This is a genomic window from Psychroflexus sp. MES1-P1E, from assembly GCF_002836055.1.
In the GTDB taxonomy this organism is placed as follows: domain Bacteria; phylum Bacteroidota; class Bacteroidia; order Flavobacteriales; family Flavobacteriaceae; genus Psychroflexus.
Genome location: NZ_PJBS01000097.1, coordinates 1 through 11,580 on the forward strand (window position 1 = coordinate 1; position 11,580 = coordinate 11,580).

Below are 11,580 nucleotides of genomic sequence, written 5' to 3' on the forward strand. Positions count from 1 at the left end.
TAGATCATTTTTCTAAACTTGATAACCACGGAAGAAAAGAATCTTACAGGCTAAGACATATAGTAGAAGCTCTAAAAGATAGATTGCTTAAAAACCCTAAGCCTACGACTAATCTCCTTGCAAATCAAATTAATCAGGCTCTTAAAGACAATCCCTATGGTGGAGGAGTCGTCGTAAGAGTATTTAGGGATATCAATTCCAAGATTGAAAAATGTTCAATCATAGATATCTATTTGAATAATCAAAGTAAAGAAACAACTAATCCTAAAAGACAATAAATTATGAAAACTAAAATTATATCCATAAGAGTTACCGAAGAATTAAAACAAAAGCTTGAAAGAATAAGTGAACTAACTGGTCAAAGCCATTCACAACTCATCAGACCTTTAATTGAAGAAAAACTAATTGAACCAGAAATTATTGATCTGGGTGAGGGAAGGTATTACAATACCAAAACAGATCATGAATTGATTAATAGCTTAGGATTTATGGAGTTGTTGTTTTGGATCTATGATAAAAAGTTCGAACCAAGAGCTGATGAAATAGATGAGTTCTACGAATACCTTATTAAGACGATAGAAAAAGTAAAACAAAGTCAATTGTTTACAATGCCTTTCAAGGATGCAATGACAGAAATTGGTAAAGAGCTGAGAATATCTTTAGAGGACGAAAGTTTTCATCAATTTGACTTTCCTAACAATGACAAATTATATGAGTATATTCTCAGATCAGATGTGAATATGATTCGATGGTATACTGATCAAGAACTATTAATTCCTTTTACTGATTAGTTATGGCGGAAGAGAATAAAAACAGCGAAAATAAAGTTGATTCTAATTCAATAGATAACGAATTAAGAAATCAATCAGATAAGATTATAGAAAATATGCCTGAATTATTCAGGCATATAATTCAAGAAGGTTTCAATTGTAAGCGAGTGCCTAAAGAATACTCATTGAGCTCAATTTTATATACTATCAGTTCAGCTATTGGCAAAACATTCTACACCAAAGAGCTCAATTATAAAAACTATGCAAATGGCTACTTCATTATTGTTGGAAGTCGTGGCGATGCTAAAACTGAAGCTCTGAAGATTGCTACAAAGCCTATAATGGACTTTGATAATGAGTCTTACGAACTATTTGACGAGCAAAGAGGAAAGGATACTGAAAACAATGAGGTACCACGTAAGCAAATATTAATACAAAACGCTACCATTGAAAAAGCTCAGCTCATACATTACCAAAATTCGAGTGGAATAGGTTTATGTTTCGATGAAATAAGAGCTATTATTCAAAAGATGAATAATGTAAATAGTAGGGATGGACATGAATGGGAAGTTTTTCTTTTGGAAGCATTTACTAATGGCATTGTGGATGTAAGTAGAAAAACCACTGATACCTTTAGAATAAAACAAGCATATTTAACTATGCTTGGAGGCATACAGCATCAATTTATACCAGATCTCTTTAGTAAATCTCTAGTTGGTTCAGGACTGATCGATAGGCTTTTATTTACCACGATGATAACAAATAATTCTACCGTAACAAGGGATAAAATTGATGAGCATAAACTTAAACGTTATAACATAGCTATTCAAAATTTATTAAAATACAAAAAGCAAAGCGAAGAGCCAGAAGAAGAAGAGCCAGAGATTAGATTACATTATACACCGTCTGCGGAAAAATTGTTGTTCAAGTTTACACAGCAACTAGAAACAGACAAATCTAATGCGGAATCTCCGCTAAAAGAATATTATTCTAAAATGTTAATATACTTACACAAACTAGTAATAATCTGCTTTTTAATGGAGAATTGCGAGGAAGGAACATTCAAATCAAAAATAGAGTCTGGAACAGTACTACAAGCAAAGCGATTAATAGATTTCTACATTCTTAACTTTAAAAAATTAATTACAATGAGAAATAGGATAGACATTAATAAAAAAGATGTGATCAAATTGGCGAAGGCTAATAATGCATCTCAAAAGTCTGTAGTAGACGTTCTTGGCATTTCAAAAGGCCAGGTTTCTAAATTATGGAAGAGAGCTTAGCATAGGAAACAGGAAACTTGAAACATTTCACGCTCTCATTTTAAAAGCCTGTAATTCATTTGATTATGACTTTGCAGGCTTTTTTTTCTAGTTTCCAGTTTTATCGCATTAATTAATGACACCCGAAATCGAGAGATATTAATAATGTAGTACAAAATATGCTTAGGCATAGTTTTGCTACACATCTCCTAGAGGCTGTTGTTGACTTAAGACAAATTCAAGTATTATTGGGTCATAGCTCTAGCAAGACCACTGAGATTTATACTCATGTAGCAACAAATACTTTTAAAACACTAAAAAATCCTCTTGATTCTTAGAATTATATAAAAGATATATAGAACATATGTTATATATATCCTATATTGGTGTTATATAGAACATTATGTTCTATATACCGTTGTTACCATTAATTACTCCGAAAAAAATTAGTGTTTTATATTAAGCATTCAGTGCTTTAAGTTTATTGAACTTCGTGAAACTATTGTTAACTGAAAAATGTGTCAACCATTTTTTAGAGAGTCTTTCTGATACATATAATTTGCGTAGTTTATAAGAGGTATAATGTCCCAGAATACCCAAATAAGAATTCATACTACTTAAAAACAATTGCTTTTCTGCGTTATTAGGGTTTATAGTATGCTCTAATAGTTTATTTTGATAGTGTATGGCGTCATAAAAATTTCCTTTGGTGCGCTTACTAACATAATTTCTATTGGGTTTTATAAAACCTCCTATATAGCTAATACCTTTGCTATAATGCTGCAAATATATTTTCTTAGGATGTAATTTTAAATGCAACTCCTTTTTTAAAAAGCTTGCTATAACTGGGATTAATCCCTTTAAATAGGCTTTATTGGAATGAACCAATATAAAATCATCTACGTACCTTCCGTAATATTTAATACCCAATTGGTGTTTTATAAAATGATCAAAACTACTCATATACACATTGGCAAAAACCTGACTTGTTAAGTTTCCGATAGGTAAACCATAACCACGTTTTGCAGCAAATAAACTTTTATCTTTTGGAAGAGCATCCCAATTACTTAATCTGCCCTTAATTATCGCATTGTTTACAGGTTCATTAAATAGTATCGTTTTACAAAGGTTTAGATACAACTCTTTATCTGCTCCCTTATATTTTTCAGTAAATAAGGTTTTTATTTTAGTATATAAAATGGCTTTGTTTATGTGCATAAAAAAGCCTTTAATGTCTAATTTTAAAACATAGCAATCTTGTGTGTAATTTTTTGAGCATTTACGTATAAAACCATCTACCCTAGCAATACCAAAATGAGTCCCTTTACCTTTACGGCAGGCATAGCTGTCGTACACAAAATATTGCTCAAATACGGCATTCATTTTTTGTATTAGAAAATGATGTACGACTCTGTCTCTAAAACTAGCTGCAAATATTTCGCGTTTTACGGGTTTATCTACTACAAAAGCTATAGAACTGCTTGGTTTGTAACTGCCGCTTTCTATTTCTGTTTTTAAGGCAATAAGGTTTTCTTCCAAATTAAGCTCAAAAGCCAATGCATTTATAGTATTACGTTTGTTTTTTCTGCAACTGTAATACGCTTTAAACAAGTCTGCTAATGGAATAGTCTGTTCCTCTACCATAAAAATATAGCATTAAAAAAGGCGGCAAAAATGCCGCCTTCTATTAAGAAAGTTTGAAAAGCTCTAACAGCACGCACGTTGTTTGTGTTGTTCTTATTGTTGTTGTTCTGATTACCATTGTTGAAATTCTGTTTCCACGCGTTATTGTTATTGTTCTCCGTAGAACTCCAGTAGTAATACAACACCTTAATTTTTGAACCATTACCGACTGGTAAGGAGCGCTATTTTGCTATACGTTATACCATATAGCTAAGGTGCCTTTTCAAAATAAACGCACACTTGGTAAAACCTTGGTCTTACACAATTCTGGCGTTAGAAGTAGCACTGTTTTTCCAGCCTACCACTTGCTTTCCTATATTGTTCATAAGCTCTGCCAAAACACTCTGCCGTTTTATAGACACGAGTTTTAAATCTACACAAACCCTAATTTCTAATTTTAATATTTCAAAATTATCTAAAAATTCATTTAAAAAGGTCGCTTTTTCTTGCGCTCTGTTAGCTCTGTAAATACAGCGCATTAATACGAGCACATCGCGCTCCATATCTCTACCCAAACTATACTTGTATTCTTTGGGGAAATTTTTTGTGCTTACAAAAACTTCTAATACTAATTTATAAGTATCTCTATAAACCGGTAACTCGGTATGTAATGCCATTTGTAAAATCGACCGCTTACGCGGCACTATTTAAATTGATAAATAACTAAATTGTTAAAAAGCTCTAACAGCACGCACGAGGCCTGCGACGCCCTTAACGCCGTTGACCTGAGCCCCATTGTAGAAACCCTGAACCCACGCGAAATTGATATATTTCTCCGTAGAACTCCAGTAGGATAAATTACTAAAACCGCCAAGGCCTTGAAGATGGAGGTTTACATACATCATGTCTAATTCATCTTTTGATGGTAAATACCAATCTGTAAATCCCCCATCAGATAGCCCTTCACATTGATCCGCCGCAGGACATAAAGAACTGTTATCTAAAGCTTTCGCAATACTTTTTTTTGTGTTTTGAGCACCTCCAAAAATTCCATTTGCCAAAGCCCATGTACTAAAATTCGTAGTTGACCATTTGTATACGCCAGTCTCATTAGATGCTTTGGCAACCAACCCATGACAGCCCGATCCATCTAAATAGAAAATAATACCGCCTTGGTAGGTGTCGCCTATTGAAAGAGTGCAAGTAGATGTCACACTTTCTGCTGGTTTAGAATGTAAAGCATAAGGTACACTCATAAATTGTGTCGTACCCAAATCTACAAAAGTACCATCTTGTTCTATATCTATCTCAACTTTTAAGGAGTGGGTATCACTTCCCCAATCTATATCAGCAAATACACCAAGAGTTGGTGTAATAACACTTCCTATAGTAAGTATTACAATACCATTAGCGTCTGTTGTGGCGCCCGTATGTGTTTCTACATATACATCGGTAGGACCCGTATCTGCATTAACATCTATGGTTTGGCTGGCTACAACAGCTCCCAAATTATCTTTAATTAAGGCTTTGTAGTTGATGCCGTCTTGGGCGAAAGTTGTGGCACAAAACAATAGTAACAATGCAAAAGTAATTCTTTTCATACGTTGATTTTTAAAAGATTCGTCTAAAATTAACTCAGAGATTGAGAGAAAAGGAAAGGATAAATTTGGTTAATTGAGCTGCAAGATAGTTCTAATAATATAATTTAAATTTAATAAGAAGCTTTATTATAACTAATGGTAACAAAGTATATAAAAAATAGGGCAAGATTTTAGGTAATAGAAAGTTTCATGCAATTAATTAACTATCTTGGTTTCGGATAAATCTGAACTAGCTTGCCTTGCTGATTCGCACGCGGCTCAATTAATCTAGGAAAAGGAAGATGTTGGTCGGTTTCGCCGCTTCAAGCCGCACGCTGCGCCATGCCCTACTTTTCATATACAAACTCGTTATGTGGCATTTGAAAAAAATCATTTAAATGAAAATAAACTTACCAACCAAATTAGGAAATCCAAATAGCAATCCCGAAATAGAATTTGAACAAATAGTAGTAATCGGTGCGAATGGCTCTGGGAAAACTCGATTTGGTGCTAATATTGAAGAAAAATATCATACAATTTCACACAGAATATCTGCACAAAAATCGTTATCTATACCACCTTTAGTTAGACCAAAGTCGTTAGAAGTAGCTACAAATGAATTTTTGTATGGTTCAACTCACCCTAACAGAGAAGTATACGAAAGCTTAACTTACAAGAAAAGTAATAGATGGGGGAATAATTTTAACACCCATTTACTAAATGATTACGAAAAACTGCTCACTCTATTACATACCGAAGAATATGAGACTTTAGCGAACTCAAAAGAACAAAACGTTCTCTCACCTGAAACTAGAATTGACAGAACTAAAAAAATTTGGGAGTTAGTTTTACCGCATAGAAAATTAAAAATAAAAGCTGGTGTTATTGAATCATATCCAACTGGAAGCCCAAATTCGTTATATAACGCTCAAGAGTTAAGTGATGGCGAAAGAGTGATTTTTTACTTAATTGGAGAGGTCATTTGTTCACCAGAAAATTCTATTATAATAATAGATGAACCGGAAATGCATATCCATAAGTCGCTAATAAAAAAATTATTTGACTTAATTGAAAATGAAAGACCAGATTCTGCATTTGTGTATTTAACACACGACATTGATTTTGCATTCACAAGACAAAATGCAAAGAAAATTTGGGCTAAATCCTATGAGGGACAATCAATTTGGGATTTTGAAATATTGGAAGACAATATGCCAATACCTGAACAATTATATTTAGAAGTTTTAGGAAGCAGAAAACCTGTGTTATTTATCGAAGGAGATGAAAGCAGTATTGACTATCAACTTTATGAACAAGTTTATTCAGAAAACACCTTAAAGCCTTTGGGTAGTTGTGATAAAGTTATTCAAACAGTTAAATCCTTTAATGAAGAAAAATCTTTTCATCATATAGAATCAAATGGAATAATTGATAGAGACAGACGTCAAGATGATGATGTTGCGAGATTAAACTCTAAACAAGTATGGGTTCTTGACGTAGCAGAAGCCGAAAATCTTTTACTTATTGAACAAATTGTAAAAGCCATTGCAACTCACTTAGGGAAAGATGCGGACGAAACCTTTGCACAAGTTAAGTCTAATTTAGTAGCTTATTGGACAACCCAAATTGATAATCAAATATTAATTCATTTACAACAGAAATTGAGAAGAGAGATGATAAACGCCTCAAGTTTCAATGAAAAAAACATTACATCAGTTATTCAGGAAGTCGATACAGCTTTTGGCAACATTGATAAACAAAATATTTTCGATAATTTGAAAGAAGAATTTGAAAAAATCAGAGACGATTCGGACTATTCGGGTATTTTAAGAGTTTTCAATTTAAAGAATGCACTTATTCCAGAATCAAAAGTGTGTAGTTTGGTTGGTTTAAATAATAAAGAGTCTTATTTAAAATTAGTAATAACTTTATTGAAAAAAAATAACGAAATAAGCAAGAATATAGCCGATTCAATTGATGCACACGTGATAAAAAACGCCACATAACAATGTATATAAAACATAGCTACTAAAGGCTTTTCGAGAGGTTTATGTATGTTTATGAAGACCGCCAAATTTTTAAATTTGGCTTTTTGAGAAGATTAAGATAAAAAGAAAAATTTAAAAATTCGGCTCGTGTATAATCCGAAACGTTAGCGTCTTTTTACACGCTACGTTTCATATACGAGACGTTGTATGCCATGCGAAAAAAGAGCCACAGCGCAAATAGCACATTTGGTTTTTGCCGACACACAGGCAAAAGCTGAAAAAACCAAAAGAGCTATTTTTTAGCCAACGCTCAATAAAAAGAAATAGATATGAGTACAGAATTAACGATTAAGAAATTATTACCAGTTTTGACATCTGATAAGCTATCAGAAAGAAATGCAAACATTCTGAACACAACTTATGTTGGTATCGACTTCGGCACATCAACAACTGTTGTGAGTATTGCAGTGTTAGGACAAAATAAGGAACCTCTTATTGTAAAACCAATTGAATTAAACCAAAAACTATCTGATGGAGCTATCTTTTCATCATACAAAATACCTTCTGTTATTGCATGGCACAATAACAATCTAATAATTGGAGAAGGGGCTTCTCAACTCAAGTTTAAGCTAAGACAAGGTAAGAATCTTTGGCATTCATTTAAAATGGAACTTGGTGAAGATGTTGGGTGTAAATATCCAAATAGTGAACTTGGAAAAAATCACAATAAACTAACAATACTAAATCCAATTGATGCTTCAAAAATTTTCTTTAAATATTTAAAAGTACAGATTGAAAGATATGTAAAGAATAATTCTTTGCCTTCAAATATTCAATATGCTATAAGTATTCCTGCATCTTTTGAAGCAAATCAACGGAGAGATTTAGTTGATAGTTTAGAAAGTAATGGCTTTATGATTAATAAACAATCATTAATTGATGAGCCTAATGCTGCATTTTTAAGCTATGTTTCAAAAACTTCAGTAGAGGGTAAACAACTACAAATACCTGAAGACTATTATCCAAATGTACTTGTATTTGATTTTGGTGCAGGAACTTGTGACATATCAATACTTGAATTAGGGAAAGATAATAATGGTGTTTATTCAAAAAACATTGCTATTTCAAGATTTGAAAAACTTGGAGGAAATGATATTGACAAATTAATTGCAGTAGATGTTTTATTACCGCAATTGTTAGACGGAAGCGGAGTTAAAATTGAAGATTTCAGAACAAGAGAGGTAAATGAATTAATTATTCCAAAATTATTAGCTGCAGCAGAACGATTAAAAATAAAGATGAGTGAAACTATCTCATTACAATTAACAACAAAAGCATTACCCGAATTAGCATTATCAAAAGACCACATCTCATTAGGCAAGAAAATAGAAATTGAAACAAAGAAAGGTACTTTATCAATTGAAGAACCAAAATTAACATTTAAAGAATTTGCAGGTATAAATACTATTTTCACAAAAGAGAATAATACTTTACCTACAAAAAGAATTGAGAATGAAGTTGAATTTGTAAGCGTTTTTACTCCTATAAAGTCAGCACTAAAAAAAGCCAATTTAGAGATAGATGAAATTGACTATGTGCTGTTTATTGGTGGAAGTGCTAAAAATCCTTTTATTCAAAAAGCAGTAAGTAATTACTTTCCTGAATCAGAAATATTATTACCACAAGACTTACAAGCACATGTTTCTTCTGGGGCTGCAATTCATTCATTAATATATAATGGTTTCGGTAAAAATATAATCCAACCAATTACAAGTGAGCCGGTAATGCTTATTACAAAAGATGGCTACAGAGATATAGTTGAGCCAATAGTTGAAGCAGGAACAGTAATACCTTCGGACATAAAAATAGTAGACAACCTTACACCTCAAAAAGATGGTCAAGAAGTTATTGAGTTGCCTATTTGCGTTGGTAACAAAAACAAACTTCTTTACAATATTAAATTGTTTAATCCTGATTCTGGAGGTTTTTCTTTATCTACATCCGTAAAACTTGAAATAGAGATAAATGCTGATAAAATGCTTTTAATTAGAGCATCTGCTGGCAGTAAAAAAATAATGGTAGAGCCTCTTAGTCCTTTTGCAAACAAAGAAATGACCACAGAGGAAAGGATAAAATTCAAAGCAGAAAGAGATTTTAACCTTGAATGCGAACGAAATGGAGGAGAACCGACTTTATCGGCTTTACAAACTTTACATAAAGCATATCAAAAAACTGGAATGGAATTCAAAGCCGCTGAAACATTAGAGCAAATAGATGAAATGTTTCCTGGAAAAGGAAATTTAAACAATATTGGTCTGCATTATAGTAACGCTGGAAAAAAAGAGAAAGCAATTTCTTATTATGAAAGAGCAATGGAACAAACCCCTTCGTCAACAACAGCTTTTAATATTGCTATGCAGTATAAAAATAAAGATAAAAAGAAATACAAAGAATACCTTGAAAAAGCTCATGATATAAACCCAACAAATAATACATCAGCATATAATTTAGGTAAAGAGTATGTTAAAGACGGAAAAAAGGTAGAAGGTGAAAAACTTATGCAAGAGGCTTTTGATAGGTGGCAAAAGAAGTTTGAATCGAATAACAAATTGGAAAAGTGGGAATATAGTTGGTTTTCCTCATGTGCAAAGTCCTTAGGTAAATACGATTACGCTGAACATATTGAGGAATGTGAACCGAAAGAGATACTTGAAAAAATGTATAACTCTGATAATTTAACTCAAGTAAAACAAGATAACGGATTACGAAATATTTAAAATAAGAATACTATGGGCTGGATGATAACATATGACGGAATGGATGATGATCAAAAAGATTTTGTCGATAACAAAATCAATAATAAAGGTAATATTTGGATAAAAGGTTTTGCAGGAAGTGGGAAATCAGTAATGTTAATTCACGCACTTAGAAAAAAATTAGATAGCAGTCCAAACTCTAATGTTTGTATTGTTGTTTACACGCACTCATTAGTTGATATGTTTAAAACAGGAATGTCGGAATTAGGTATGCCATCAGTTCCCGTTATGACATACCATCAATTCAAAAAAGGTCATCAAACTTACGATTACATTTTCTGTGATGAGGTTCAAGATTTACCTACAGATGTTCTATCGCAAATGAAAGAAAGAAGTCAACACGTTTATGTTGCAGGCGATTCAAATCAATCAATATATGAAAATACAGTAACACCAAGTGAAATAGGGAACATAATTAATGCAAGACCTTTTGTTCTTACTCGAATTTACAGGTTGACAAGGTCAATTATGAATGCAGTTTCAAATCTACTTCCAAATATGGACATTTTTGGCTCGCGTAGAGATATGACAAAAAAAGATGTTAGTGTAAGGTTAGGAAAAGCATATGATAAAAAAGAAGAAGTAAAATATGTTTGGGAACAAGCATCAAATGCAACTGCAGAGCGATACACTGCTGTAGTCCTTCTACCTAAACACGATTATATATTTGATTTTGCTAATCAATTACTAAGAAATAATGGAAAATCAGAGTGGGCTATGCAAAAGAATAATTATGGGAAACCTGATTACAATTCTTTAAATAACCATTTCAGAAATCAAGGGTTGAAAGTTGAGTACGTTGGTAATAGTTATGGGTCTTTCCAAAATGCAGAACTAAATAGAAATCTAATATTAATGACTTATCACAGTGCAAAAGGGATGGATTTTGATTATGTTTTCCTTCCATTTTTATCAGATGATATTAGTATTTCAAAACGTGATGAAGAAACTTTATTTATGGTTGCTATTACAAGAAGTAAAATGAATCTATTCATTACTTATTCTGGATATTTACATCATTTAGTTGAGAAATTTGAATCTACTTGTCAAAGAATCGATTTAAGTTCTTCTATCAATAATGCGAATACTAATATTGACTTTGACTTTTAAATAATATTTGAAATGAATAATCTTTATATTTTAACTAAACAAGAATTTACTTCGCTTTACCGCTTTGGTCAAATTCCTTTAAATCTAAACAAGGTAATTAAAACAGTTACTCATACAAAAAAAGAAGCTGATACTAAGGTTTTTGAAGTGTTTATGTCATTACCATATTTTGTTGGTGATGAAGAATATTTAATTATAGGTTTTGAAAACAAGCTTGTTAATGAAATATGGTTAGCAATTGAAAATGTTGTTGAAATAATTCCACTTACAAAAGCAGCTAAAAATTCTTATCAAATGAAATTTGATTCTAAACTTAATTTCGGTGAGGCTCGATTTGAAAATGTTGTTCGCAAAGTTGAAGAAGAAACAGATATTAAAGAAATGCAAAGAGGTGCAAAAACCTTTTGGAATTTATGTGACGTTAAGAATCA

At 32.1% G+C, this 11,580-nt stretch carries 10 protein-coding genes and 1 pseudogene; 8 read left to right on the plus strand and 3 right to left on the minus strand.

What is annotated here, in order from left to right:
* From CXF67_RS18025 to CXF67_RS02290, 4 genes and pseudogenes are all read left to right on the plus strand, one after another.
* A partial coding sequence (locus tag CXF67_RS18025; RefSeq protein ID WP_180957866.1) for a hypothetical protein occupies positions 1–278 on the plus strand: 278 nt, incomplete at its 5' end.
* Between the two features lie 3 nt (positions 279–281).
* Positions 282–791 carry a ribbon-helix-helix protein, CopG family gene (locus CXF67_RS02280; RefSeq protein ID WP_102087272.1) on the plus strand — a complete coding sequence of 170 codons (510 nt, stop codon included), beginning with the start codon at positions 282–284 and terminating at the stop codon, positions 789–791.
* Positions 792–793: 2 nt separating this feature from the next.
* Entirely contained in the window at positions 794–2,053 is a 1,260-nt protein-coding gene (locus CXF67_RS02285) for a DUF3987 domain-containing protein (RefSeq protein WP_102087273.1), read from the plus strand.
* 146 nt (positions 2,054–2,199) lie between these two features.
* Positions 2,200–2,370 (plus strand): annotated as a pseudogene (locus tag CXF67_RS02290) (tyrosine-type recombinase/integrase); the annotation flags it as partial.
* A 121-nt stretch (positions 2,371–2,491) separates the two neighbouring features.
* On the opposite strand, the gene CXF67_RS02295 reads toward CXF67_RS02290, so the two are convergent.
* The 3 genes from CXF67_RS02295 to CXF67_RS02310 form a co-directional block, all read right to left on the minus strand.
* A complete protein-coding gene (locus CXF67_RS02295) occupies positions 2,492–3,676 on the minus strand; it encodes an RNA-directed DNA polymerase (RefSeq protein ID WP_102087274.1) in 1,185 nt (394 codons plus the stop codon).
* Positions 3,677–3,972: 296 nt separating this feature from the next.
* Positions 3,973–4,332 carry a four helix bundle protein gene (locus tag CXF67_RS02305; RefSeq protein ID WP_102087276.1) on the minus strand — a complete coding sequence of 120 codons (360 nt, stop codon included), beginning with the start codon at positions 4,330–4,332 and terminating at the stop codon, positions 3,973–3,975.
* Between the two features lie 54 nt (positions 4,333–4,386).
* Positions 4,387–5,256: an Lcl C-terminal domain-containing protein gene (locus CXF67_RS02310; RefSeq protein ID WP_102087277.1), complete on the minus strand. Its 870-nt coding sequence runs from the start codon at positions 5,254–5,256 to the stop codon at positions 4,387–4,389.
* Positions 5,257–5,633: 377 nt separating this feature from the next.
* Between CXF67_RS02310 and CXF67_RS02315 the strand changes: the two genes are divergently transcribed.
* From CXF67_RS02315 to CXF67_RS02330, 4 genes are all read left to right on the plus strand, one after another.
* On the plus strand, positions 5,634–7,241 hold the full coding sequence (locus CXF67_RS02315; RefSeq protein WP_102087278.1) for a DUF4435 domain-containing protein: 1,608 nt from the start codon (positions 5,634–5,636) through the stop codon (positions 7,239–7,241).
* 311 nt (positions 7,242–7,552) lie between these two features.
* Positions 7,553–10,000: an Hsp70 family protein gene (locus CXF67_RS02320; RefSeq protein ID WP_102087279.1), complete on the plus strand. Its 2,448-nt coding sequence runs from the start codon at positions 7,553–7,555 to the stop codon at positions 9,998–10,000.
* 12 nt (positions 10,001–10,012) lie between these two features.
* Positions 10,013–11,149: a 3'-5' exonuclease gene (locus CXF67_RS02325; RefSeq protein WP_102087280.1), complete on the plus strand. Its 1,137-nt coding sequence runs from the start codon at positions 10,013–10,015 to the stop codon at positions 11,147–11,149.
* Between the two features lie 12 nt (positions 11,150–11,161).
* Positions 11,162–11,580: hypothetical protein (locus CXF67_RS02330; protein ID WP_145990349.1), on the plus strand; the 419-nt coding region annotated here is incomplete at its 3' end.

What these genes read in the sequence shown, in the direction of transcription:
- CXF67_RS02280 (WP_102087272.1), top strand. Translation starts at nt 282, where the DNA reads ATGAAAACTAAAATTATATCCATAAGAGTTACCGAAGAATTAAAACAA.
- CXF67_RS02315 (WP_102087278.1), top strand. Translation starts at nt 5,634, where the DNA reads ATGAAAATAAACTTACCAACCAAATTAGGAAATCCAAATAGCAATCCC.
- CXF67_RS02295 (WP_102087274.1), bottom strand. Translation starts at nt 3,676, where the DNA reads ATGGTAGAGGAACAGACTATTCCATTAGCAGACTTGTTTAAAGCGTAT.
- CXF67_RS02310 (WP_102087277.1), bottom strand. Translation starts at nt 5,256, where the DNA reads ATGAAAAGAATTACTTTTGCATTGTTACTATTGTTTTGTGCCACAACT.
- CXF67_RS02320 (WP_102087279.1), top strand. Translation starts at nt 7,553, where the DNA reads ATGAGTACAGAATTAACGATTAAGAAATTATTACCAGTTTTGACATCT.
- CXF67_RS02305 (WP_102087276.1), bottom strand. Translation starts at nt 4,332, where the DNA reads ATGGCATTACATACCGAGTTACCGGTTTATAGAGATACTTATAAATTA.
- CXF67_RS02285 (WP_102087273.1), top strand. Translation starts at nt 794, where the DNA reads ATGGCGGAAGAGAATAAAAACAGCGAAAATAAAGTTGATTCTAATTCA.
- CXF67_RS02325 (WP_102087280.1), top strand. Translation starts at nt 10,013, where the DNA reads ATGGGCTGGATGATAACATATGACGGAATGGATGATGATCAAAAAGAT.